Origin of the sequence: Isoptericola sp. NPDC056605 (genome assembly GCF_042792795.1) — a bacterium.
GTDB lineage: Bacteria > Actinomycetota > Actinomycetes > Actinomycetales > Cellulomonadaceae > Isoptericola.
On record NZ_JBHTVT010000011.1, the window covers coordinates 82095 to 101448 of the forward strand.

Here is a 19354-nt window from a genome sequence, read left to right on the forward strand (position 1 = left end):
GGGTCCCGCGGGCCCGAGCCGCAGTAGACCGGAGGCATGAGCCTCACGACGCTGTTCACCACCCTGGTCCACCCCCGGCACGCAGCGCTCGAGGGGTGGCCCGACGGCACCGAGCTCACCGGCGACGACGTGCTCGTCGACCGCACCAGCCTGGCCCGGCTCGCCGAGCACTACCCCACCCCGCGCCTCTACGTCCCGGTGGGCGCGGACGTCACGCGGGTCGACCGCTACTGGGGCGACGCCGCGCCGCGGACGGTCGTGCTGGCGCACGTGGTGGACGCCGTCCCCAGGCTCGGGGACGACGCGCGGCAGGCCTGGCTCGACGCCGACCTCGGCGGGTGCGCCGTCCTGCTCGACCACGCGCGGCTCGTCGGCCGGTCGTCGCCGGAGCCGCTGCGCCCGTTCACCGTGCACCCGGCCCCGGGCCGCGGCGGGCCGATCGTCCGCCTGCCCCGCGACCTGCGGCGCGGTGACGTGCTCGCGATCCCGTGCGCAGGGCTGGTCGAGGCGGCCGACCTCCTGCGGTAGCCCGTCCCGGGACACGACGGAGGCCCGGCAGGTGTCCCCTGCCGGGCCTCCGTCACGTGCTGCGGGGCGTCAGGCCTTCGCGCCGGCGCCGACCGGCTCGCGGGCGCCGTCCTGCACGCCGTCCTGCACGCCGTCCTGCACCCCGTCCTGCTCGGCCTCGTCCTCGTCGAACAGGTGCTCCGACGACGCGGCGCGGTACTGCTCGAGGTCGAGGATGCCCTCGCGCTTGGCGACGATGGTCGGGACCAGCGTCTGCCCCGCGACGTTCACCGCGGTGCGGCCCATGTCGAGGATCGGGTCGACGGCCAGCAGCAGGCCCACGCCGGCCAGCGGCAGGCCCAGGGTGGACAGCGTGAGGGTCAGCATGACCATCGCGCCGGTGAGGCCGGCGGTCGCGGCGGAGCCCACCACGGACACGAACGCGATGAGCAGGTAGTCGGTCACCGACAGGTCGATGCCGAAGATCTGCGCCACGAAGATCGCGGAGATCGCCGGGTAGATCGAGGCGCAACCGTCCATCTTCGTCGTCGAGCCCAGCGGCACGGCGAACGACGCGTACTCGCTCGGCACGCCGAGGTTGCGCTCGGTGACGCGCTGCGTCACGGGCATCGTGCCCACCGACGAGCGCGAGACGAACGCGAGCTGGATCGCGGGCCACGCGCCCTTGAACCAGGCGACGACGCCGAGGCCGTTGGCCTTGAGCAGCACCGGGTAGACGACGAACAGCACGAGGGCGAGCCCCACGTAGATCGCCACGGAGAACGAGGCGAGCGAGCGCAGCGACTCCCAGCCGTAGGTGGCGACGGCGTTGCCGATGAGGCCCATCGTGCCCAGCGGCGCCAGGCGGATGATCCACCACAGGACCTTCTGCACGATGGAGAGCGCGGACCTGTTGAACGCGAGGAACGGGTCGGCCTTGGCGCCCGACTTCAGCGCGGCGATGCCGATGACCAGCGCGACGACGAGGATCTGCAGCACGTTGAAGCTGATGCCGGTCTCGGCGCTCAGCGCGCCGTCGGCGCCGGCCTCGACCGACGTCGAGGCACCCAGCCCGAGCACGTTGGTCGGGATGAGGCCGTTGAGGAAGTCCATCCAGGTGCCGGTGCTGGACGGTTCCGCGCCGTCGGCCACCGACAGCGTGGTGTTGTGGCCGGGCTGGAACACGAGACCCAGGCCGATGCCGATCGCCACGGAGATCGCGGCGGTGATGGCGAACCAGAGCAGCGTCTGACCGGCCAGGCGGGCCGCGTTCGTGACGGTGCGCAGGTTGGCGATCGACGCGACGATCGCCGTGAAGATCAGCGGCGGCACGATCGCCTTGAGCAGGGTGACGAACGACGAGCCGATGGTGTCGAGCGTCGTGGTCAGGCCGTTGGGCGTCTCGCCGTCGGCCTGCGGGCCGAGGGACAGCGCCAGCCAGCCGAGCAGCACGCCGAGCGCGAGGCCCAGCAGGATCTGGACCGAGAACGACGGGAAGCGCAGCCCCTTGCGTTCGCGCGGCTGCGCGCCGGGGACCTTGGTTGCGGAGGACACGGGAGGAACCTTTCGCCTCGGGCGCCGGAGGGCGCCGGGGTGTGGACGGCGGCAGCACGCTGCCGTCCGGGTGATCGGGGGATGCACGGAGGTGCGGTGACACGCCACGGGCCCGTGACTCTCGGGCGGGTGCGTGTCGCGGGGCGTCGTCGGCGGCGACGACGGTCAGCGCGCGGTCAGCGACGCGGAGGGTTCACCGACACAGCGCACTGGCGACGCGACGGAAGTCGACGTCGAGACGCGCGGTGAGGTCGGTCCTCTCGGGGACGCTGACGGTCACGGGAGCTCCATGCACGATCGAGGAAGGGGAGGATCAGGCGATCGAATGATCGACATGATCGAACGAAGGTATCGAACCTACGAATATCGCACCCTAGCAGCGGCCCACCACGAATCACAGAAGATGCCCTGGGTATGTGAGGCACCTCATCGTGGTCGTACGGTCGGCAGGTGACCTCCGTTCCCCTGCCCCACGACCCGCTCTGGCCCCGCGCGGGCGGCTGGCCTGCACCGACGGGCTCGCGCACCGACCTGGCCCTGGTCGGCGTCCCCACCTGGCGCACCTCGCTGTCGACGACGGGCGCGCACGCGACGCCCGCCGCGGTGCGCGACGCGCTGCGCCGCTACAGCCCCGCGCTGATCACCGGGCCGGACGGCATGCCGGTCGACCTCGGCGAGCTCGACGTCGTCGACCACGGCGACGTCGACGAGCCCGACGGCCCAGAGGGCGAGGCCCGCGCGCGGGCCGTGGTGGGGGCAGCGCTGGCGGGCGCCCGCGCCGTCGTCGCGCTGGGCGGGGACAACGCGCTCACCGTGCCGGTGGCCCTCGGCGCGTGGGGCGACGACCTCCCGACGGCCGGGCTGGTCACGTTCGACGCCCACTACGACCTGCGCGACGGCGTCTCCAACGGCTCGCCGGTGCGGCGGCTGGTCGAGGCCGGGCTGGACCCGGCGCGCGTCGTCCAGGTCGGCATCGCGGACTTCGCCAACAGCGCCGCCTACGCGCGCCGGGCGCGCGACCTGGGGATCACGGTCGTGACGCTCGACGACCTGCGCGCCCGCGGCAACGGCGCCGCCGGGCTGGCCGACGTCGTCCGCGAGGCCCTGGACGTCGCCGGCGCCGCGGGCGGGCCGGTGCACCTGGACGTCGACGTGGACGTCTGCGACCGCTCCGTCGCCCCCGGCTGCCCCGCGTCCGTGCCGGGCGGGCTCGCCGCCTGGGAGCTGCGTGCCCTCGTCCGCGCCGCGGCCGCCGACCCGCGCGTCCGCTCCGTCGACCTCGCCGAGGTGGACGCCACCGCCGACGCCCCCGACGGCCGCACCGTCCGCCTCGCCGCCCTCTGCGTGCTGGAGGTCCTCGCCGGCGTCGCCCTCCGCCCGAGGTAGCCCCCTTCCCGCCGAGGTAGTTCGATCCGCGCCGAGGTAGTTCGGACTCAAGGGACAAAACCTCCCTTATCCCCCACGAACGGGGCTACCTCGGCGGGAAGGGAGCTACCTCGCGAGGATCTGGACCACCTCGGCACGGAGGGAGCTACCTCGGCGGGTGCACGACCTCCCGGCCGGCGTGCCACACCCCGTGCACCAGCGGGACGCCGGGGCGGTAGGCGAGGTGCGTGCGGCTGGGGGCGTCGAGGACGACGACGTCGGCGCGGGCGCCGGGCGCGAGGTGCCCCACGTCGTCGCGCCGCAGGGCGCGGGCACCGCCGGACGTGGCGGCCCAGACGGCCTCGGCGACGGTCATGCCCATCTCCCGTACCGCGAGCGCCACCATGAGCGGCATCGAGCTCGTGTACGACGAGCCGGGGTTGCAGTCGCTGGCCAGCGCGACGACGGCACCGGCGTCGAGGAGGCGGCGCGCGTCGGGGTACGGCTGGCGGGTGGAGAACTCGACGCCCGGCAGCAGCGTCGCGACGGTCCCCTGCGCGTCACCGGACCCCGACCACGAGCCCGCGAGCGCCGCGACGTCGTCGTCGGACAGGTACGTGCAGTGGTCGACGGCGGCGGCTCCCAGGTCGACGGCGAGCCGCACGCCCTCCCCCGGGCCGAGCTGGTTCGCGTGCACGCGCACGCCGAGGCCCGCGGCGGCGCCGGCCTCCAGCACGCGACGCGACTGCTCGGGCGTGAAGGCACCCGTCTCGCAGAACACGTCCACCCAGCGCGCGTGCGGGGCGCAGGCGGCGAGCATGTCCCCGACGACGAGGTCGACGTAGGCGTCGGCCCCTCCGGCGTCGCCGGCGAACTCGGGCGGCACCACGTGCGCTCCGAGGAACGTCACCTCGTCGGTGACCTCGCGCGCGAGGCGCACGCCACGCTCCTCGTCGGCGACGCTCAGCCCGTAGCCGCTCTTGGTCTCGAGGGTCGTGGTGCCCTGCGTCAGCGCCTGGTCGACGTGCCGGCGGAGCCCGGCCCGCAGCGCGTCGTCCGACGCCGCCCGCGTCGCCGCGACCGTGGTGCGGATCCCGCCCGCGGCGTACGGCCGGCCGGCCATCCGCGCCTCGAACTCCGCGGACCGGTCGCCGGCGAACACCAGGTGGCTGTGCGAGTCCACGAAGCCGGGGACCACCGCGCGCCCGTCCACCCCGACGACGCGGTCCGGCGCGCGGCCGAGCGCCTGCTCCACGCCGTCGGCGCACGCGCTCTCCGGGCCCGCCCAGGCCACGCGGCCGCCGTCGAGCAGCAGCGCGGCGTCGCGGAGGAGGCCGGTCGGGTCGCCGGCGTCGCCGAGCGACGGGTCGTTGGTCGTCAGCTCGCCGATCCCCAGGATCAGCGTGGCCGGGTGCGACCCGCCCGGGTGCTCCACCTCGCGCATGCCTACGACTCTCGCATCGGCACGCGCAGCCCGCCCCGCGACGCGGCGGCCGCGGCGTCCTCGTAGCCGGCGTCGACATGCCGCAGCACGCCCAGCCCCGGGTCGTTGGAGAGCACCCGCGCGAGCTTCTGCGCCGCGAGGTCGGTGCCGTCCGCGACCGACACCTGCCCGGCATGGATCGACCGCCCCATCCCGACGCCGCCGCCGTGGTGCAGCGACACCCAGGTGGCCCCCGACGACGCGGCGGCGAGCGCGTTGAGCAGCGGCCAGTCGGCGATGGCGTCGGAGCCGTCGGCCATGCCCTCCGTCTCCCGGTACGGGGAGGCGACGGACCCGGAGTCGAGGTGGTCGCGCCCGATGACGACGGGCGCGCTCACCTGGCCGGACGCGACGAGGTCGTTGAACGCCAGCCCCGCGCGGTCGCGCTCGCCGTGCCCGAGCCAGCAGATGCGGGCGGGCAGACCCTGGAACGCGACGCGCTCCTGGGCGGCGCGGATCCAGCGGTGCAGGTGGTCGTCGTCCGGGAAGAGGTCGAGGACGGCCTTGTCGGTGGCGGCGATGTCACGCGCGTCGCCGGACAGCGCGGCCCAGCGGAACGGGCCCTTGCCCTGCGCGAACAGCGGCCGGATGTACGCCGGCACGAAGCCCGGGAAGTCGAAGGCCCGGTCGAAGCCGCCGCGGCGCGCCTCGTCGCGGATCGAGTTGCCGTAGTCGAACACCTCCGCGCCCGCGTCGAGGAAGCCGACCATGCCCTCCACGTGCCGCGCCATCGACTCGCGCGCCCGGTCGGTGAACTCCTGCGGCTTGGCGGCCGCGTAGTCGTGCCACTCGTCGACGGGGACGCCGACGGGCAGGTACGACAGCGGGTCGTGCGCCGACGTCTGGTCCGTGACCACGTCCACCGCGACGCCCCGGCGCAGCAGCTCCGGCACGACCTCGGCGCTGTTGCCCTCGACGCCGACGGACAGCGCCCGGCGCTCCGCCTTCGCGGCCTCGACGCGCCGGACGGCGTCGTCCAGGTCGTCCGCGACCTCGTCGAGGTAGCGCTCGCGCACCCGCCGGTCCAGGCGCGACCGGTCGACGTCGACCACCAGGCACACGCCGCCGTTGAGCGTGACGGCCAGCGGCTGCGCGCCGCCCATGCCGCCGCAGCCGCCGGTGAGCGTGAGGGTCCCGGCGAGCGTGCCGCCGAACCGCTTCGCGGCCACCGCGGCGAGCGTCTCGTACGTGCCCTGGAGGATGCCCTGCGCGCCGATGTAGATCCACGACCCGGCCGTCATCTGCCCGTACATCGTCAGGCCCTGCGCCTCGAGCTTCCGGAACTCCGGCCACGTGGCCCAGTCGCCCACGAGGTTGCTGTTCGCGATGAGCACGCGCGGCGCCCACTCGTGCGTGCGCAGCACGCCCACCGGCTTGCCGGACTGCACCAGCAGCGTCTCGTCCTCGCCCAGCGTCGTGAGCGTGCGGACGATGGCGTGGAAGCTCGGCCAGTCGCGCGCCGCGCGACCGGTGCCGCCGTAGACGACCAGGTCGTCGGGACGCTCCGCCACCTCCGGGTCGAGGTTGTTCATGAGCATCCGCAGCGGCGCCTCGGTCTGCCAGCTGCGGGCGGTGAGCGTCGTGCCGCGCGGCGCACGGACGGGGACGGGGGTCCCCCGGTCGTAGGACATGGCGTGGGACATCGTCGTCTCCTTCGGGAGGTCGTTCGGGGCGGTCAGCGGAGCGGGCCGACGGCGGCGCTCGCGACGGCGGTGACCTCGCCGTCGGCGACGAGCCGCGTCACGGCCTCGATCTCGGGGGCGAGGAACCGGTCCGGCCCGGGCCCGGGGACGGCGGTGCGCAGCAGCGCGTGCACGGCGCCGGTGCCCGCGGCGGGCGCCAGGCCCGTCTCGGGGGTGCAGCGCAGGTCGAGGGCGCGGGCGGTGGTCATGAGCTCGACGGCGAGCACGCGGCCCAGGCCGTCGACGGCGCGGCGCAGCTTGCGCGCCCCGGCCCAGCCCATGGACACGTGGTCCTCCTGCATCGCCGACGAGGGGATGGAGTCGACGCTCGCCGGCGCGGCCAGCCGCTTGAGCTCCGAGACGATCCCGGCGGCCGTGTACTGGGCGATCATCAGGCCCGAGTCGACGCCCGGGTCGTCCGCGAGGAACGCGGGCAGTCCCTCGTTGCGCGCGACGTCGAGGAACCGGTCGGTGCGGCGCTCGCTCATGCTCGCGACGTCGGCCACGGCGATCGCGAGGAAGTCCAGCACGTAGGCGACGGGCGCGCCGTGGAAGTTGCCGTTGGACTCGACCCGGCCGTCCACGGTGACGACGGGGTTGTCGATGGCCGACGCGAGCTCGCGCCCCGCGACCGACGCCGCGTGCTCGACCGTGTCCCGCGCGGCGCCGTGCACCTGCGGCGCGCAGCGCAGCGAGTACGCGTCCTGCACGCGGGTGCACTCGGGCCGGCCCTCGGCGTCGAAGGTGCGGTGGCTCGCGACGACGGGCGACCCGGCGAGCAGCGCCCGCAGGTTCGCGGCGGACGCCGCCTGCCCCGGGTGCGGCCGCATGCCCACCAGGTCCTCGGCGAACGGCGCGTCCGAGCCGAGCAGCGCCTCCACGCTCGACGCCGCGGCGACGTCCGCCGTCGTGAGCAGGCGGTGCAGGTCGTCGAGCGCGAGGCACAGCATGCCGAGCATGCCGTCGGTGCCGTTGATGAGGGCCAGGCCCTCCTTCTCGCGCAGCTCCACCGGCGCGATCCCCGCCGCCGCGAGCGCCTCGGCGGCGTCGACGCGCTCGCCGTCCGCTCCTCGCACCGGCCCCTCCCCGAGCGCAGCGAGGGCCACGTGCGCCAGCGGCGCGAGGTCGCCGGAGCAGCCGAGCGACCCGTACTCGTGCACGACGGGCGTGATGCCGGCGTTGAGCATCGCCGCGTACGTCTCCGCGACCACCGGGCGGGCTCCCGTCCGGCCGGTCGCGAGGGTGGCCAGCCGCAGCAGCTGCAGCGCACGCACCACCTCGCGCTCCACCTCGGGCCCGCTGCCCGCGGCGTGCGAGCGCACCAGCCCGAGCTGCAGCTGCGCCCGCTTGTCGGTGGGGATGTGGCGGCGCGCGAGGGCGCCGAAGCCGGTGGAGACGCCGTAGTGCGGGCGCGCGTCGTCGGCGAGGTCCTCGACGACGGCGCGGCTCGCGGCCATCCCCGCCAGCGCGCGGTCGGTGAGGTGGACCTGCGCGCCGTGGCGGGCGACCGCGACGACGGCGTCGACGGTCAGGGGGTCGCCGCTCAGCTCGACGACGGCACGGGTGGTGGTGACGGTCATGCGGCCAGCACACACCGTCGATGCCTCGTTGGACACGGGTTCCGGCGAGGTTCAGTCTGAGATCCCAGACACCTACCGCACCGAGGTAGTTCCGTTCTCGCCGAGGTAGTTCGAGGAGAGCGCACGATGGCGGACGTCCCCGCGGCGCGCAGCACGCTCCGGGTGCTGACGTACCTGGCCGCACAGGCGGGGCCCGTCCCCGCGGCGGCGGTCGCGCAGCACCTGGCCCTGCCGCGGTCCACCGTCTACCACCTGCTGTCGGTACTGGTGGACGAGGGTTTCGTGACCCACCTGCCGGAGGAGCACCGGTACGGCCTCGGGACGGCGTCGCTGTCGCTCGGCTCGGCGTACGCGCGGCAGGCGCCCCTGGCCCGGCTGGCGCGCCCCGTCGTCGCGCGGCTGGTCGAGACGACGGGCGAGAGCGCGCACCTCGCCGTCCTGCACGGGCGGGAGGTGCTGTACCTCGTGGAGCAGCGCGCCCCGCACCGGCCCAGCCTCGTGACCGACGTCGACGTGCGCCTCCCCAGCCACCTCACGGCCAGCGGGCGCGCGGTGCTGGCGCTGCTGCCCGCCCCGCAGGTGCGGGCGCTGTTTCCGTCGGCCGCGGCGCTCGCCGACCGCACCGGCGTCGGGCCGCGCACCTTGCGCGACCTGCGCGAGGTGCTGCGTGACACCCGCCGCCGCGGCCACGCCACCGAGGACGGCGAGGTCACGACCGGCCTCGCGTCCGTCGCCCACGCGGCGCTCGACCACACCGGCCACCCCGTGGCGGGGGTCGCGCTGACGTTCTGGTCCGACGACGTCGACGCCGCCCGGCGCGACGAGCTCGCCGCCGCGGCCGGCCGTGCCGCCGCCGAGATCAGCCGCCGCCTGGGCGCGCGCTGACCCACCCGAGGAGCGTCGAGCGGTTCAGTCCAGCCACTCCTGGGCGGCGGCGACGAGGGTCGCGACGCCGAGGTCGAGGGTCGGCTCGGGCGTGGGGGCGAAGAACGGCGAGTGGTTGGACGCGACGCCCTCGGGGAGCCGGCCGGCCGCCAGGTCGACGCCCGCGAACCGGGCCGGGTCGAAGCCACCCAGGAACCAGTACACGAGGGGCGCCCCGGCGTCGGTGGCCAGCTCGCCGACGTCCTCCGACGCCGCCATCGGCGGCAGGGTGAGGACGACGGGCCGGCCGCCGACGGCCTCGATCAGCGCCCGCTGGCCCTCGAGCGCGGCGGCCAGCACCGGCCGGGTGCGCTCGGCCGCCTCGGGGTCGTTGACCATGGCCGCGAAGGTGGTGATCGTCTCGACGTCGGGCTCCTCCGTGGCGCCCGAGGCGGCGGCCTCGGCCGCCACGATGCGACGGATCGCGCCGAGCACACGCTCGCGCACCGGCTCCGTGAAGGTCCGCACGTTGACCAGCAGCTCGGCCCGGTCCGGGATGATGTTCGGCTGGGTCCCGGCGCGGATCGCGCCGACCGTCACGACTGCCGAGTCGCCCGCCGCGACCTCCCGGGACACGACGCCCTGCAGCCGCTGCACCGTGGCCGCGGCCATGAGCACCGGGTCCACGGTGGTCTCCGGCATCGACCCGTGCCCGCCGCGGCCGTGCAGCGTGATCCGCAGGGAGTCCGTGGCCGACATCGCGACGCCCGGGGTCACGCTCACCACGCCGGCGGGCGTGGGCATGACGTGCTGGCCGAGCACGACGTCGGGCGCGCCGCCGACGGTCGCGTACAGGCCGTCGTCGAGCATGGCCCGCGCGCCGTTGCCCAGCTCCTCCGCCGGCTGGAAGACGAGCAGGAGCGTGCCCGACCACTCGCCCCGGCGCGCGGCGAGCTCGGCCGCGGCACCGAGCAGGCAGGTGACGTGCACGTCGTGGCCGCAGGCGTGCATGACGCCGGTCTCCTGGCCGTCGGCGGCCGTCGTGACCTGGGTCGACGCGTACGGCAGGCCGGTCCTCTCGGTGACCGGCAGCCCGTCCATGTCCGCGCGCAGCAGCACGCGCGGCCCGGCGCCGTTCGCCAGGACCCCGGCGACGCCGGTCCCGCCGATGCCCTCGTGCACGTCGTAGCCCCAGCCGCGCAGCCGGTCGGCCACGATCCCGGCCGTGCGGTGCTCGGCGAACCCGAGCTCCGGGTGGGCGTGCAGGTCGGTGTAGAGGTCCGTCAGCTCGGGCGTCGTCAGCGCGGTCATGGCGTCATCCTGCCGCCGCGCGGCGCTGCCGTCCTGGTCAGCCGGGAGGGCCACCTGTGTGCAAGATCTCCACGGCCCTATAAGGGAATGTTCAGGTTGGCAGGGCAGAATCGTGGCCATGACGTCAGCGACGACGAGCACCACGAAGGGCAAGACGACGACCCGTCTCGCCGCGGCGAGCCTCCTCGCCCTCGCGATGATGCTCGGCGCGTGTTCCGCGCCCGCCGACGTCGAACAGTTCATCGCCGACGCGCAGAGCCAGGCGGAGGCCATCGACTCCGACCTGCAGCGCATCGAGGAGCAGGTGACCGGTATCCCCGACGAGCTCCGCACCGACGTCACGAACGCGATGGCCTCCGCCCAGGCCGCGACCGACGAGGCGCGCGACGCGCTCGCGCGGGCCGAGCAGTCCCAGGACGGCGCCGTGGTCGCGCTCGAGGACGCACAGGTGGCGCTCGAGGCGGCGTCCGCCGAGGTGAAGCACGTGACCGACGAGGCGCGGGAGAGCGGCTCCGAGAAGGTCGCCGACCTGCTGTCCACGCTGCAGGAGCAGATCGACGCCCTGCGCGGCGAGACGGAGAGCGCCGCAGCCTGACTCCTCGCCGGCTCAGTCCGGGTCGCTCGGGTCGAGGGGCAGGTGGTGGTCGAGGTTGACCGTGCCGCGCCGCCAGTAGCCGGAGACGTGCACCTGCTCGGCGGGCAGCCCCAGCTCGCGCCGGAGGTGGCGGCGCACGGGCACGAGGTCGTCCGCCTCGCCGAGCCCGACGAACAGCTCGTCGGGCTCCAGCCCGCCGAGCGAGCGCACGGCCTCCGCGAGCTGGCCGGGGCCGTCGGCGCGGTAGAGGATCTCGACGTCCGCGCGCCCCAGCTCCCCCTCGACGACGTCCTCCTCGACGTCGTCGCCGATCTCGACGATCGCGGTCACCGGCACGTCGGCCCCGACGGCGGCCACCCAGCGCGCGAGGGCCGGCAGGCCGGTCTCGTCGCCGGCCAGGGTCAGCCGGCCGATCCCGTCCGGCACGCCCACGCTGCCGCGCGGCCCGACGAGCACGACCTCGTCGCCCGCCGCCGCCCGCGCCGCCCAGGCGGACGCCGGCCCCTCGTCGCCGTGCAGCACCCAGTCGACGTCGACCTCGGCCGCGCCGTCGACCGTCCGCACGGCACGCACGGTGAGGTCCCGCGAGATGGAGACGACGCCGGTCGGGCGCTGCAACCCGCCGTCCGCGGCCAGGACCGGCGCGTGCAGCTCCCCGGTGGCGGGGTCGGGCAGGAAGACCTTGACGTGGTCCTCCGGTCCGGGCGCCCGCAGCGCCGCGAGCGACGTCTGGGCGCCGGGCTCCGCGCCGTCGACGTCGCGGAACGTGATGCGGCGCAGTGTGCCGGTGAGCTCGGTGACGGCGTGCACACGCACGCGCCGGGGGACCAGGTCGAGCGGGGTGCGGGGTCGCGTGAACACCTGTCGATTCCACCACGACGATCTGCTCGGCAAGGAGTGGATCTGTTCGGCACGTCGCCCTGCCGAACAGATCCATTGCCTGCCGAAGTGACGGTCCGGCCGGCTCAGCCGAAGAACACCCGCAGGTCGGCGACGACGTCGTCGGGCACCTCCAGGGCGGCGTAGTGGCCGCCGCGGGGGAACTCCGACCAGTGCTCGATCCGCGCGTTGTCGCGCTCGGCGAGGGCCCGGATCGTCTGGAAGTCGTCCTTGAAGACGGCGACGCCGATCCGCCCGGTGCTCACGACCGGCTCGGCGCCGGAGCGCTGCTCCGCGTAGTGGTACCGCGCGGCCGTCGCATAGGTGTTGGTCAGCCAGTACAGCGTGGCCTGGGCCAGCACCTGCTCCGGGCGCACGAGCGACGTCCCGTTGCCGAAGCTCTCGAAGAGCTCGTGGTACGCCAGCGTCGCGACCGGCGAGTCGGCCAGGCCGGCCGCCATCGTCTGGGGGCGCGACGCGTTCATGACGTTGTACCCGCCGACCGACTGGAACCACTGGAGGTGGCCGAGGGCCGCGAACTCCTTCTCGCCGAACCCGTCCATCTCCCCCTCCGCGCCGGACGGGAACGAGAAGAGCTGCAGCACGTGCGCCCCGAGGAAGCCCTCGGGGTCGAGGACCGCCAGCTCGCGCGAGACCATCGCCCCGCCGTCGCTGCCGTGGATGCCGTACGCGTCGTAGCCGAGCCCCCGCATGAGCGCGTCGTAGGTGCGCGCGACGCGCGCCATCGTCCAGCCCTCGCCCACCAGCGGCGTCGAGAACCCGAAGCCGGGCATGGACGGCACGACGACGTCGAACGCGTCCTCGGCGCGCCCGCCGTGGGCGACCGGGTCGACGAGCGGGTCGATCATGTCGAGGTGGTCGAGCACCGAGCCGGGGTAGGTGTGGGCGAGCAGCAGCGGCGTGGCGTCCGGGTGCGGCGAGCGCACGTGCAGGAAGTGCAGCGGCTGGCCGTCGATCTCGGTGGTGAACTGCGGGAAGGCGTTGAGCCGGCGCTCGACGGCGCGCCAGTCGAAGGCCTTCCAGCGCTCGACCATGTCGCGCAGGTACGACTCGGGGGTGCCGTACTCCCACGAGTCGCCGGGGGCGGCCGGCGCGAAGCGGGTGCGCTCGAGGCGCTGCTGCAGGTCGTCCAGGTCGGCCTGCGGGACGGCGACGGTGAAGGGGCTGGTCTCGAGGCGGATGGCGTTCATGGCGTTCTCCCGAGGTCGTGAGCGGGGCCCGTGCCCCTGCTCCTGAACCCCACGATAGGAACGGTTCAGGAAGGGTTCTTTCCTCTACTCTGGACGAGTTCCGACGTGTTCTCGGCACGTCCCCGGCGACCCTCCCGGAGGTCACGATGGGCTCCACGTCCGCACGGCTGCTCGCCCTGCTCGGGCTGCTCCAGTCGCGTCCCGACTGGTCGGGCGCCGAGCTCGCCGAGCGCCTCGACGTCACCGGCCGCACGGTGCGCAACGACGTCGCCCGGCTGCGGGAGCTGGGCTACCCCGTCCACGCCGTACGCGGCCCGGGCGGGCGCTACCGGCTGGGCGCGGGCGCGCGGCTGCCCCCGCTCCTGCTCGACGACGGCGAGGCGGTCGCCGTCGCCGTCGGGCTGCGCGCCGCGACCGGCACCGCGGGCTTCGAGGAGTCCGGGCAGTCCGCGCTCACCAAGCTGGAGCAGGTGCTGCCGGACCGGCTGCGGCGGCAGGTCTCGGCGCTCCGGACGGCGTCGACGGCCGGCCCGGCGAACACCGGCCCGTACACCGACGAGCCCGGGGTCGACCCGGAGGAGCTGACCGCGCTGGCCGCGGCGATCCGCGACCACCAGGGCGTGCGCTGCGACTACCAGGGCGAGCCGCTGGAGCTCGAGCCCCACCACCTGGTCGCGTGGCAGCAGCGGTGGTTCCTCGTCGCCCGCGACCCGGCCACCGGTGCCTGGGCGCCCTACCGCGTCGACTGGCTGCGGCTGCGCACCCCCGGCGGGCGACGGTTCGCCCCGGCGCCCTTCCCCGGCGACCTCACCACGTTCGTCGTGCAGGAGGTCGCGCGCACGGGGTGGGCGTTCCACGCGCGCGTCGTGGTCGACGCGCCGGCGCAGGAGGTGCTGGCGCGGATCAACCCCGCCGTCGGCACGGTGCAGCCCCTGCCCGACGGGCGGTCCGTGCTCGTCACCGGCGGCGACAGCGCCGAGGTCGTCGCGGTCTGGATCGGCCTGCTCGGCCTCGACTTCCACGTCACCGGACCGCCCGAGCTGGTCGAGCACCTGCGCGTGCTGGCGGCGCGCTACGCCCGCGCCGTCCCGGGCTGACGGCGCCCTCGACCTGCACCCCGCGCTGCGTCAGACTGTGCCGGTGAGCGATCCGTACCAGCCCGGCCAGCCGTACCAGGAGCCGAGCCAGCAGCAGCCCCAGCCCGGCTACGCCGAGCAGCCCTACCCGCAGCAGGCGTACGGGCAGCAGGGCTACCCGGCCGCACCGGGCCAGCACCCCCAGGGCCAGTACCAGGGCCAGTACCCCCAGGCGCCGTACCCGGCGTACCCGGCCTACGCCCCGGAGCCGCCGGGCCGCACGATGGGCATCGTCGGCTTCATCCTCGCCTTCGTCATCTCCCCCGCGGGCATCGTCGTGTCCGCGATGGCGCTGTCGGAGTCGAAGAAGGCCGGCGTCGACAACCCGCTCGGCAAGTGGGGCCTGTGGCTGTCGATCATCTTCACGTCGCTCGCGGTGCTCTACGTCGTGTTCGCGATGCTGTTCGTGTTCGGCGGGCTGCTCACCGTCTTCTCCACGGGCACCGCGACCCTCGACAGCGCGGGCATGTCGGTCTGACGCCTACGTCAGCACCCGTACCGGCGCGCCCGCCGCCCAGGCGGCGACGTCCTCCACGGCCTGGCCGTAGAAGGTGCGGTACGTCGCCTCGGTGACGTACCCGAGGTGCGGCGTGAGCACGGTGCGCGGAGCGGAGCGCAGCGGGTGGTCGGCGGGCAGCGGCTCGACGTCGTACACGTCGAGGCCCGCACCGCCGAGGCGGCCGTCGTGCAGCGCGGCGAGCAGGGCGTCCGTGTCCACGAGCGGGCCGCGCGAGGTGTTGACGAGCACGGCGGTCGGCTTCATCCGGGCCAGGTCGTCGGCGCCCACGATGCCGCGGCTGCGGTCGCTCAGCTTGTAGTGCACGGTGACGACGTCCGACGTCGCGAACAGCTCGTCCTTCGCGACGGCGCGCACCCCCGCCTCCGCGGCCTTCGCCGGGTCGAGGCGCTGGCTCCAGGCGACGACATCCATCCCGAACGCCCGCCCGACCCGCGCCACGCGCGCGCCGATGCGCCCGAGCCCGACGATGCCCAGCCGTCGACCCTCCAGGTCGCCGCCGACGGTGTGCTGCCAGCCGCCCTCGCGCATCGCGCGGTCCTCGGCCGGCACGTGTCGCAGGACGGCGAGGACCAGCGCCCAGGTGAGCTCGGGCGTCGCGTTCGCCGGCGACTCCGTGCCGCACACGACCACGCCGCGCTCGCGTGCCGCGTCGAGGTCGATCGCCGCGTTCTGCCGCCCGGTGGTCACGAGGAGCCGCAGGTCGGGCAGGCGCGCCAGCCGCGCCGCGGTGAACGGCGTCCGCTCCCGCTGGGCGACGACGACGTCGTACCCCGCGAGCGCGGCGACCACCGCGTCGTCGTCGGGCAGCGGGCGGTCGAGGAAGTCGACCTCGGCCCCCAGGCTCGCCCAGTCGGCGAAGCGGTGGGCGACCCGCTGGTAGTCGTCCAGGACGGCGACGCGCACGGTGACCTCCTCGTTCGGCCCGGCTCTCGGTCGGTGCCGACGCTACCCGGGAAATGGCGGCGCGCTCGCGGGCGTGCGTGGCTAGCCTCGCCGGATGACCGACGACCGTGCCGACGACCGTGCCGACGACCGTGCCGACGACCTGGTGACCAGGCTGGTCGACCTGTACCGCCGCACGACCATGGTCGGCTGGGACTTCGCCGCCCTCGCGGGCGCGACGACCTCCGACGACCCGCCGTGGGACTTCGGGGCCGACTGCCTCGCCTCGATGCAGCACGCGGGGCGAGGCACCGTCGTGGACCTGGGGACGGGCGGCGGCGAGCGCCTGTCCGTGCTGCTGGACCGGCTGCCGACCGGGTCCGGGGCAACGGTCGTCGCGACGGAGGGCTGGGCGCCGAACGAGCCGGTCGCCCGGGAGCGGCTCGCGCCCTACGGCGTGCCGGTGCTGGCGTACGACGCCGAGGCGGACCCGCGGATGCCGTTCGCCGACGGCTCCGTCGACGTCCTCATGGCGCGGCACGAGGCGTACGACGCCGCCGAGGTGGCGCGCGTCCTGGCCCCGGGCGGCGCGTTCCTCACCCAGCAGGTGGACGGGCGCGACGCGTTCGAGCTGCGCGACGCATTCGGTGCGCAGCCCCTCTACCCGCACGTCCGCCTCGACCGTGCGCGCCCGGACCTGGAGCGGGCGGGGCTGACCGTCGACGCCGCCGACGAGTGGCGGGGGCGGCTCCGCTTCGCCGACGTCGAGGCGGTGGTCACCTATCTCGCCCTCACCCCGTGGACGGTGCCGGGGTTCGACGTCGCGACGCAGGTCGAGCGGCTCGTGGAGCTGCACGGCTCCGGCCCGGTCGACGTCACGCAGGTCCGCTTCCGCTGCACCGCCCGCAAGCCCTGACCTGTGCGCACCGCCGGCTCAGGCCGGCTGCGCCACCGCCAGGTTCGCCTCCCCGACGAGCTCCAGCAGGCGGGCGGCGGTCGGCTCGGCCGTCGGCGCCGCGATCGCGGCGACCACCCACTCGGGCGTCCCGCGCTCGGGCAGCTCCAGCACCGCGAGGCCCGCGGCCTGCGGCTTGGTCGCGACGTGCTGCGGGACGACGGCGATGCCGAGGCCGCGCTGCACGAAGTCGAGCAGCGTGTGCACGTCGTCGACGCTCATCCGCACCCGGCGCTCGAGGTGCCGGGCGCCGAACGCGTCGTCGGCGAGCCGCCGGATGGCCCACTGCTCGCGGAAGTCGACGAAGTCGCGGTCGACGAGGTCCTCCCACGCGACCTCGGGGGCCGAGGCGAGCGGATCGGTCGCGTGCGTGAGCAGCACGATCGGGCGGCGGCCGAGCTCGAGCCGGCGCAGGGAGCCGAGGTGCTCGGTGGCCGCGACGAACGCGACGTCGAGGTCGCCCGCCCGCACCTGCGCGGTGAGCTCGCGCGATCCGGCCTGGGTGAACTGGACGTCCACGAGCGGGTAGCGCAGGCGGAACCGCTCGAGCAGCGGCGCGACGTCGACCACGCCGAGGCACTGCTCGGCGCCGAGCCGCAGCCGGCCCGAGAGCTGGTGGCTCGCCCGCACGACGGCGTCGCGGCCCGCGGCGGCCTGGGCGAGCATCCGCCGCGCGAACGGCAGCAGCGCCCGCCCGGCGTCCGTGAGCGCGACCTGCCGCGTGGTGCGCGCGAACAGGTCGGCCCCGAGCTCGCGCTCGAGGTTGCGGATCGCGGCGGACAGGCCGGACTGCGTGACGCCGCAGAGCGCCGCGGCGTGCGTGAAGTGGCCCTCCTCCGCCACCGCGACGAGGTACTCCATCTGCCGCAGCTCCATTGATCGCTCCCGGTGCTGAAACCCATGACGTCCAGTTGTTGGACTCATCAACCGCCCTCTTCCTATCGTCGGAGGCACCGACGACACAAGGAGAGCCGTGGAAGCTCGCACGATCGGAACCCAGACCGTCAGCGCGATCGGGCTCGGCGGCATGCCGATGTCCATCGAGGGCCGCCCCGACGAGGCACGCTCGGTCGCCACGATCCATGCGGCGCTCGACGCGGGCGTCACCCTGATCGACACCGCCGACGCCTACCACCTGCACGCCGACGAGGTCGGCCACAACGAGGAGCTCATCGCCCGCGCGCTGCGCTCCTGGGGCGGCGACGCGTCCGCCGTCCTGGTCGCCACCAAGGGCGGCCACCTGCGCCCCGGCGACGGGTCGTGGAGCCAGGACGGACGCCCCGAGCACCTCAAGAAGGCCGCCCGGGAGTCCGCGCGACGCCTCGGCGTCGATGCGATCGGGCTCTACCAGCTCCACCGCCCCGACCCCGCCGTGCCCTACGCCGAGTCGATCGGCGCGCTGGTCGAGCTGCTCGACGACGGCGTCATCGTCCAGGCCGGCATCTCGAACGCGGACGTCGCGCAGATCGACGAGGCGAACGAGGTGCTCGGCGGACGGCTCGCGTCCGTGCAGAACCAGTTCTCGCCCGCGTTCCGCTCCAGCCTGGTCGAGCTCGAGCACTGCGCGTCCCTCGGCATCGCCTTCCTGCCCTGGTCGCCGCTCGGCGGGATCCGCCGGGCGGGCGACGTCGGCACCGCGCACGCCGCGTTCGGCCGCGTCGCGGAGACCCACGGCGTCAGCCCGCAGCAGGTCACCCTCGCGTGGGAGCTCGCGCTCGCGCCCGTCGTCGTCCCCATCCCGGGGGCGTCACGACCGGCGAGCATCGAGGACTCCGCCCGGGCCGTCGACCTGGTCCTCACCGCCGACGAGCTCGCCGAGCTCTCCGGCTCCTGACCCCACCGCACCCACCGACCCACCTCTCCCCCGATCGAGGAGGATCCATGCGAACCGTCCCCCTGGGCCCCACCGGCCGCCAGGTCCCGAACGTCGTGCTCGGCCTCATGCGCATCCAGCAGCTGGACGACGACGCCGTCCGCGAGCTGGTCCGCACCGGCCGCGACGCCGGCATCGACTTCGTCGACCACGCCGACGTCTACGGCGACGACCTGCACGGCTGCGAGCGCCGCTTCGCCGAGGCCATGCAGCTGACGCCGTCCGAGCGCGAGCGGCTCACCATCCAGTCCAAGGCCGGCATCGTGCGCGAGGGGCCGTACTTCGACTTCTCGTACGAGCACCTCGTCGAGTCCGTCGAGGGCTCCCTCACGGCGCTCGGCACCGACTACCTCGACGTGCTCCTGCTGCACCGCCCCGACGCGCTCGTCGAGCCGGACGAGGTGGCCCGCGCGTTCGACGAGCTGGAGTCGTCCGGCAAGGTGCGCTCTTTCGGCGTCTCCAACCACACGCCCGGCCAGATCGAGCTGCTCAAGCGCTCGGTGCGGCAGCCGATCGTCGCCAACCAGCTCCAGCTCTCGATCACGCACGCGCCGATCGTGGCGCAGGGCGTGGCGGCCAACATGGCCGGCGAGGACCAGTCGCTCACCCTCGACGGCGGCGGCATCCTCGACTACTGCCGCCTGCACGACATCACCGTGCAGGCCTGGTCGCCGTTCCAGGCCGGGTTCTTCACCGGCGTGTTCCTCGGCTCGGACGACTACCCCGAGCTCAACGCGGTGATCGACCGCCTCGCGGCGAAGTACGACGTGCCGCCCATCGCGATCGCGGTCGCGTGGATCACGCGCCACCCGGCGGGGATGCAGGTCGTGCTCGGCACGACGACGCCGGAGCGCGTCGCGGGCGCGGCGCAGGGCTCGGACCTCCCGCTCACGCGGGCCGAGTGGTACGAGCTGTTCCGGGCCGCCGGGTACCGCGTGCCCTGAGCCGCGACCGGCC

Annotated in this window: 18 protein-coding genes; 9 read left to right on the top strand and 9 right to left on the bottom strand. The window is 74.8% G+C overall.

The window, feature by feature from the left end; genetic code table 11:
* Nucleotides 1-36 precede the first annotated feature (36 nt).
* On the top strand, nt 37-528 hold the full coding sequence (locus ACFQ8Y_RS12890; RefSeq protein ID WP_430585688.1) for a hypothetical protein: 492 nt from the start codon (nt 37-39) through the stop codon (nt 526-528).
* 69 nt (nt 529-597) lie between these two features.
* Here ACFQ8Y_RS12890 and ACFQ8Y_RS12895 read toward each other — a convergent pair whose 3' ends face one another.
* Nucleotides 598-2061 (bottom strand): dicarboxylate/amino acid:cation symporter, encoded by a 1464-nt coding sequence (locus tag ACFQ8Y_RS12895; protein ID WP_430585689.1) that lies wholly within the window; start codon nt 2059-2061, stop codon nt 598-600.
* A gap of 450 nt (nt 2062-2511) precedes the next feature.
* Between ACFQ8Y_RS12895 and ACFQ8Y_RS12900 the strand changes: the two genes are divergently transcribed.
* A complete protein-coding gene (locus ACFQ8Y_RS12900) occupies nt 2512-3447 on the top strand; it encodes an arginase family protein (protein ID WP_430585690.1) in 936 nt (311 codons plus the stop codon).
* A 145-nt stretch (nt 3448-3592) separates the two neighbouring features.
* Here ACFQ8Y_RS12900 and hutI read toward each other — a convergent pair whose 3' ends face one another.
* Genes hutI through hutH form a run of 3 tightly spaced genes read right to left on the bottom strand, consistent with a single transcriptional unit; the run spans nt 3593 to nt 8171 of the window.
* Nucleotides 3593-4870, bottom strand: coding sequence for an imidazolonepropionase (hutI, locus tag ACFQ8Y_RS12905; protein WP_430550873.1), 1278 nt, complete (start codon nt 4868-4870; stop codon nt 3593-3595).
* A gap of 2 nt (nt 4871-4872) precedes the next feature.
* On the bottom strand, nt 4873-6552 hold the full coding sequence (hutU, locus tag ACFQ8Y_RS12910; protein ID WP_430585691.1) for a urocanate hydratase: 1680 nt from the start codon (nt 6550-6552) through the stop codon (nt 4873-4875).
* A 32-nt stretch (nt 6553-6584) separates the two neighbouring features.
* The gene (gene hutH, locus ACFQ8Y_RS12915; RefSeq protein WP_430585692.1) at nt 6585-8171 is read right to left on the bottom strand and encodes a histidine ammonia-lyase; all 1587 of its coding nucleotides are present in this window, start codon (nt 8169-8171) and stop codon (nt 6585-6587) included.
* 126 nt (nt 8172-8297) lie between these two features.
* Here hutH and ACFQ8Y_RS12920 point away from each other — a divergent pair, with 126 nt between their 5' ends.
* Nucleotides 8298-9056 carry an IclR family transcriptional regulator gene (locus ACFQ8Y_RS12920; protein ID WP_430550870.1) on the top strand — a complete coding sequence of 253 codons (759 nt, stop codon included), beginning with the start codon at nt 8298-8300 and terminating at the stop codon, nt 9054-9056.
* A gap of 24 nt (nt 9057-9080) precedes the next feature.
* Here the strand turns inward: ACFQ8Y_RS12920 and ACFQ8Y_RS12925 are convergent, their stop codons facing one another.
* Nucleotides 9081-10346 carry an amidohydrolase gene (locus tag ACFQ8Y_RS12925; protein ID WP_430585693.1) on the bottom strand — a complete coding sequence of 422 codons (1266 nt, stop codon included), beginning with the start codon at nt 10344-10346 and terminating at the stop codon, nt 9081-9083.
* A 118-nt stretch (nt 10347-10464) separates the two neighbouring features.
* On the opposite strand from ACFQ8Y_RS12925, the gene ACFQ8Y_RS12930 reads away from it, so the two are divergent.
* On the top strand, nt 10465-10941 hold the full coding sequence (locus ACFQ8Y_RS12930; RefSeq protein WP_430550868.1) for a hypothetical protein: 477 nt from the start codon (nt 10465-10467) through the stop codon (nt 10939-10941).
* 12 nt (nt 10942-10953) lie between these two features.
* Here the strand turns inward: ACFQ8Y_RS12930 and ACFQ8Y_RS12935 are convergent, their stop codons facing one another.
* Nucleotides 10954-11802: a siderophore-interacting protein gene (locus ACFQ8Y_RS12935; RefSeq protein ID WP_430585694.1), complete on the bottom strand. Its 849-nt coding sequence runs from the start codon at nt 11800-11802 to the stop codon at nt 10954-10956.
* Between the two features lie 104 nt (nt 11803-11906).
* On the bottom strand, nt 11907-13031 hold the full coding sequence (locus tag ACFQ8Y_RS12940; protein ID WP_430562572.1) for an epoxide hydrolase family protein: 1125 nt from the start codon (nt 13029-13031) through the stop codon (nt 11907-11909).
* 146 nt (nt 13032-13177) lie between these two features.
* Here ACFQ8Y_RS12940 and ACFQ8Y_RS12945 point away from each other — a divergent pair, with 146 nt between their 5' ends.
* Together ACFQ8Y_RS12945 and ACFQ8Y_RS12950 are read left to right on the top strand one after the other, a co-directional pair.
* Nucleotides 13178-14128, top strand: a complete 951-nt coding sequence (locus ACFQ8Y_RS12945; protein ID WP_430585695.1) for a helix-turn-helix transcriptional regulator — start codon at nt 13178-13180, stop codon at nt 14126-14128.
* A gap of 43 nt (nt 14129-14171) precedes the next feature.
* Entirely contained in the window at nt 14172-14645 is a 474-nt protein-coding gene (locus ACFQ8Y_RS12950; RefSeq protein WP_430550864.1) for a hypothetical protein, read from the top strand.
* 3 nt (nt 14646-14648) lie between these two features.
* Here ACFQ8Y_RS12950 and ACFQ8Y_RS12955 read toward each other — a convergent pair whose 3' ends face one another.
* Nucleotides 14649-15590, bottom strand: a complete 942-nt coding sequence (locus ACFQ8Y_RS12955) for a D-2-hydroxyacid dehydrogenase family protein (protein ID WP_430585696.1) — start codon at nt 15588-15590, stop codon at nt 14649-14651.
* A gap of 94 nt (nt 15591-15684) precedes the next feature.
* Here ACFQ8Y_RS12955 and ACFQ8Y_RS12960 point away from each other — a divergent pair, with 94 nt between their 5' ends.
* Nucleotides 15685-16485, top strand: coding sequence for a class I SAM-dependent methyltransferase (locus tag ACFQ8Y_RS12960; protein ID WP_430585697.1), 801 nt, complete (start codon nt 15685-15687; stop codon nt 16483-16485).
* Nucleotides 16486-16503: 18 nt separating this feature from the next.
* Here ACFQ8Y_RS12960 and ACFQ8Y_RS12965 read toward each other — a convergent pair whose 3' ends face one another.
* Nucleotides 16504-17400: a LysR family transcriptional regulator gene (locus tag ACFQ8Y_RS12965; protein ID WP_430562575.1), complete on the bottom strand. Its 897-nt coding sequence runs from the start codon at nt 17398-17400 to the stop codon at nt 16504-16506.
* 97 nt (nt 17401-17497) lie between these two features.
* On the opposite strand from ACFQ8Y_RS12965, the gene ACFQ8Y_RS12970 reads away from it, so the two are divergent.
* Nucleotides 17498-18358: an aldo/keto reductase gene (locus ACFQ8Y_RS12970; protein WP_430585698.1), complete on the top strand. Its 861-nt coding sequence runs from the start codon at nt 17498-17500 to the stop codon at nt 18356-18358.
* Between the two features lie 47 nt (nt 18359-18405).
* Nucleotides 18406-19341 (top strand): aldo/keto reductase family oxidoreductase, encoded by a 936-nt coding sequence (locus ACFQ8Y_RS12975; RefSeq protein WP_430585699.1) that lies wholly within the window; start codon nt 18406-18408, stop codon nt 19339-19341.
* The last annotated feature ends 13 nt before the right edge of the window (nt 19342-19354 follow it).